This window comes from Kitasatospora sp. NPDC054795 (genome assembly GCF_053611565.1).
In genome coordinates this window covers 1-3354 of the sequence record NZ_JBSHAP010000271.1, presented here as the reverse complement: position 1 = coordinate 3354, position 3354 = coordinate 1, and the positions used below count along the sequence as shown (strand labels likewise).

Here is a 3354-nt window from a genome sequence, read left to right as displayed (position 1 = left end):
CCCCTGCGGGGGCGGTTACGGGATATCGCTACCCCCCCCCCCCCCGGCCGCCCCCCCCCCCCCCCCCCGGCGGCTACCCCCCGTCGGTGACGGGGCGGTGACGCCGGACCCAAGCGAACCCCAACGCGCGGTCGCGAACCGGCAACGTCCCACCCGGCCCGGACGCGTCCCGGGCCGGGCTGAGGCATGATCTCGGCATGGCCATCGTCGCGGGGATAGACAGCTCGACCAACCGCACCCGGATCGTCGCGTGCGACGCCGACACCGGCGCCGTCCTGCGCTCCGGCAAGGCGCCCCATCCCGTCCCCGAGGACCAGGACCTGCGCCCGGGCGAGGCCGACCCCCAGGTCTGGCTGCACTCGCTCGGCGACGCCGCGACCGGCGGCCTGCTGGAGGGCGTCCGGGCGATCGGTGTCAGCGCCCAGCAGCACGGGATGATCGGCCTGGACGCGGGCGGGGTACAGGTCCGCCCGGCACTCCTGTGGAACGACCCGCGCTCCAGCGGGGCCGCCGCCAAGCTGCTGGACGCCTTCGGCGGCCCGGCCGCCTGGACCGCCGCGATCGGCGCCGTGCCCGCCCCCACGTACACCATCGCCAAGCTGCGCTGGCTGGCCGAGTTCGAGCCGGCCAACGCCCGTCGGATCGCCGAGGTGCTGCTGCCGCACGACTGGCTGGTCTGGCAGCTGCTCGGCCACCCCAGGCGCCGCACCACCGACCGCGGCGACGCCTCCGGCACCGGCTACTGGTCGCCGATCACCGGCGAGTACCGGCAGGACCTGGTCGAGCTGGCGCTCGGCCACGAGCTCAGGCTGCCCGACGTCCTGCCCCCGGCCGAGCCCGCCGGGCACACCCCCGAGGGCCTGCTGATCTCGGCCGGAACCGGGGACAACATGGCCGCCGCACTGGGCCTGGGCCTCGGCCCCGGCGACGCGGTGGTCTCCCTCGGCAGCGCCGGAACGATCTTCGCGGTGCACGAGGAGGCCGTGGTGGACGCCTCCGGCCTGGTCTCCTCCTTCGCCGACGCCAGCGGCCGGCACCTGCCGATGGTCGCCACCCTCAACGCCGCCGAGGTGCTGCGCTCCACCGCCGCCCTGCTCGGCCGGGACCTGGAGGGCCTGAGCGACCTCGCCCTGCACTCCTCCCCCGGCGCCTACGGCCTGGTGCTGCTGCCCTACCTGGACGGCGAACGCACCCCCGCGCTGCCGCACGCGGCCGGCACCCTGACCGGGCTGCGGACCGAGGCGATGACCCCTCAGCACCTGGCCCGGGCCGCCGTCGAGGGCATGCTGTGCAACATCGCCGACGCCCTCGACGTGCTGCGCGCCCGGGGCGTCGCGGTGAAGCGGGTGTTCCTGCTCGGCACGGCCGGGCGGCTGCCCGCCGTCCGGCACATCGCCCCGATGCTGTTCGGCGTCCCGGTCGTGGTGCCGCCACCGGGCGCCCACGCCGCCCGCGGGGCCGCCCGGCAGGCCGCCTGGGCGCTGGCGGGCACCCCGGAGCCGCCGGAGTGGGAGCTGCCGGACGCCGAGACCGTCGAGCCCGACGGGGAGCAGGACCTGGCGATCGGCTCGGCGGTGCGTCAGCAGTACCGGGCCGCCCGCGACCAGGTCCACCCGGAGGCGGCGGCCTGACCCCGGCCCGGGGGCGGTGACGGCCGTGCGGATGCGGCACCCGGCGCCCGGTGGCAGCGTGGGACAGGACACGGCCACCGACGCGGAGGGCGGCAGGACGCCATGGCGCTGCACAAGGGAGCCGGCGGCGACCGCCGGCTGAGCATCGGCCCGTACCCGACCGTCGCCGACCCGTTGGGCGCGATGAAGCTGGCCCCGCCGCTGCACCGGCTCGGCGAGGGCCCGGTCGCGGCCGAGACCACGTACCAGCTGATCCACGACGAGCTGATGCTCGACGGCAACGCGAAGCTCAACCTGGCGACCTTCGTCACCACCTCGATGGACGCCCAGGCCACCCGGCTGATGACCGAGTGCCTCGACAAGAACATGATCGACAAGGACGAGTACCCGCAGACCGCCGAACTGGAGCGGCGCTGCGTGGCGATCCTCGCCGACCTCTGGCACGCCCCCGACCCGGACACCGCCGTCGGCTGCTCCACCACCGGCTCCAGCGAGGCCTGCATGCTGGCCGGCATGGCGCTCAAGCGCCGCTGGATGCGGCGCAACCCCGACCGCTACGCCGCCGGGGCCCGGCCGAACCTGGTGATGGGCGTCAACGTGCAGGTCTGCTGGGAGAAGTTCTGCAACTTCTGGGAGGTCGAGACCCGCACCGCGCCGATGGAGGGCGACCGCTTCCACCTGGACGCCGAGCGGGCGGTCGCGCTGTGCGACGAGAACACCATCGGCGTGGTCGCCGTGCTCGGCTCCACCTTCGACGGCTCGTACGAGCCGGTCGCGGAGATCTGCGCGGCCCTGGACGCCTTCCAGGAGCGCACCGGCACCGACGTCCCGGTACACGTGGACGGCGCCTCCGGCGGCATGGTGGCGCCCTTCCTCGACCCGGACCTGTCCTGGGACTTCCGGCTGCCCCGGGTCGCCTCGATCAACACCTCCGGCCACAAGTACGGCCTGGTGTACCCCGGGGTGGGCTGGGCGCTCTGGCGCGACAAGGAAGCACTGCCGGAGGAACTGGTCTTCCGGGTCAACTACCTGGGCGGCGAGATGCCGACCTTCGCCCTCAACTTCTCCCGGCCCGGCGCCGAGGTGGTCGCCCAGTACTACATCTTCCTGCGGCTCGGCCGGGAGGGCTTCCGGGCCGTCCAGGGCGCCTGCCGGGAGGTCGCCACCTACCTCGCCGAACGGATCGGGAAGCTGGACGGCTTCCGGCTGCTGACCCGGGGCGACCAGCTGCCGGTGTTCGCCTTCACCACCGAAGGGGACGTCCCGTTCGACGTGTTCGACGTCTCGCGGCGGCTGCGCGAACGCGGCTGGCAGGTGCCCGCGTACGCCTTCCCGGCGAACCGGGAGGACCTGTCGGTGCTCCGGGTGGTCTGCCGCAACGGCTTCTCGCGGGACCTCGCCGACCTGCTGCTGTCCGACCTCGACCGGCTGCTGCCGGAACTGCGGCGCCAGCCCGTCCCGCTCCAGCAGCTCGGGGTGCCGCCCCGCTCGGGCTTCCACCACTGAACCCTTCGCACAACCGGGAGAACGTCACGGCGGGGAGGGCGCAGCGAAGCGCCCTCCCCGCCGGATCATCCCGGCGGACCGGGGCCGGCGACCCCCCCCGGGGGGGCCCGGGGCGGGGGGGGGCCCCCGCGGCCCCCGCCCCCGCCCCCCCGCGGCCCGGCCGCCGTGGCGAAATCCCATGGATCCGTTGTGCGGTGACCCCGGCTCAGTTCCCGTT

Annotated in this window: 2 protein-coding genes; both read left to right on the top strand. The window is 75.1% G+C overall.

Going from position 1 to position 3354, the window contains the following annotated elements:
- Positions 1–197 precede the first annotated feature (197 nt).
- Positions 198–1631, top strand: a complete 1434-nt coding sequence (locus tag ACWGJO_RS41305) for an FGGY family carbohydrate kinase (RefSeq protein ID WP_387693799.1) — start codon at positions 198–200, stop codon at positions 1629–1631.
- A 102-nt stretch (positions 1632–1733) separates the two neighbouring features.
- Positions 1734–3137: a glutamate decarboxylase gene (locus tag ACWGJO_RS41300; RefSeq protein WP_452190924.1), complete on the top strand. Its 1404-nt coding sequence runs from the start codon at positions 1734–1736 to the stop codon at positions 3135–3137.
- Positions 3138–3354 lie beyond the last annotated feature (217 nt).